The sequence below is a fragment of the Streptomyces rimosus subsp. rimosus genome (assembly GCF_000720725.1).
Lineage (GTDB): Bacteria > Actinomycetota > Actinomycetes > Streptomycetales > Streptomycetaceae > Streptomyces > Streptomyces rimosus_A.
In genome coordinates this window covers 1-969 of record NZ_JOCQ01000228.1, presented here as the reverse complement: position 1 = coordinate 969, position 969 = coordinate 1, and the positions used below count along the sequence as shown (strand labels likewise).

Annotated in this window: 2 protein-coding genes and 1 pseudogene; all 3 read right to left on the bottom strand. The window is 71.7% G+C overall.

Annotation, left to right across the window (positions count from 1 at the left end):
• The coding region (locus IH45_RS0142630) for a GTP-binding protein (RefSeq protein WP_030682605.1) at nucleotides 1–354 on the bottom strand (354 nt) is incomplete at its 3' end.
• Nucleotides 335–745, bottom strand: coding sequence for a DUF742 domain-containing protein (locus IH45_RS0142625; RefSeq protein WP_030682600.1), 411 nt, complete (start codon nucleotides 743–745; stop codon nucleotides 335–337). The genes IH45_RS0142630 and IH45_RS0142625, both read right to left, overlap by 20 nt.
• Before the next feature lie 97 nt (nucleotides 746–842).
• Nucleotides 843–969: pseudogene (locus IH45_RS0142620) on the bottom strand (roadblock/LC7 domain-containing protein); the annotation flags it as partial.

Here is a 969-nt window from a genome sequence, read left to right as displayed (position 1 = left end):
CAGGACGACGGCGCCGATGGCGCCGCGGACGAGGTCGTCCCACATGAACCAGAAGCGGTCCTGGCCGGGGGTGCCGAACAGGTACAGGATCAGGTCCTGATCCAGCGTGATGCGGCCGAAGTCCATCGCCACCGTGGTGGTGGTCTTGTCCTTCACGTGGCTCAGGTCGTCGATCCCCGCCGAGGCGGAGGTCATCACGGCCTCCGTACGCAGCGGGTTGATCTCCGAGACGGCCCCGACGAACGTGGTCTTGCCCACGCCGAAGCCGCCCGCCACCACGATCTTCGCGGAGGTGGTGGACCCGCCGCCCTGACCGGCGGCGGGCCCGGCTCCGTCAGAGCTTGCGAAGTCCACTGAGCACCCTTTCCAGCAGCGTCACGTCGGGCGTGCCGCCGGCCTCGGTGCCGCCGCCCGGCTGGTGGATCGCCACCATGCCGGCCTCCGCCAGGTCCGCGACCAGGATCCGGGCCACTCCCAGCGGGATGTGCAGCAGCGCCGAGACCTCGGCGACCGACTTCACCTCGCGGGTCAGGTGGCAGATGCGCTGGTGCTCCGGCAGCAGACCGGGCAGCTGGGACGGGTCGGCGGTGGTGCTGACCAGCGCCTCGATGGCGAGCTGGTAGCGCGGCCGGGTCCGTCCTCCGGTCATGGCGTACGGGCGGACCAGCGGCTGGTCACCTTCGCCCCCGTACGGCGCTTGGCTGTAGGCGCCGTACGGGCCGGGCGAGGCGGGTGGCGGGGTCATGGGGTCCTCCGGACGGGACAACTGACTGTCGTCGGATTGGGCCGGTGGGGGGTGCGGCACGGTGGTCGGTGGGTCGGGTCGTGACGTTCGGCGGGACTCAGTGCAGCAGGCTGCCCTGGAGCTCGGCGCGCAGGTCGGGCGTGAGCACCGTGCCCGCGCGGTCGACCAGCAGGGCCATCTCGTAACCGACGAGGCCGATGTCGCACTCCGGGTGCGCCAGTACG

What these genes read in the sequence shown, in the direction of transcription:
- IH45_RS0142625 (WP_030682600.1), bottom strand. Translation starts at nt 745, where the DNA reads ATGACCCCGCCACCCGCCTCGCCCGGCCCGTACGGCGCCTACAGCCAA.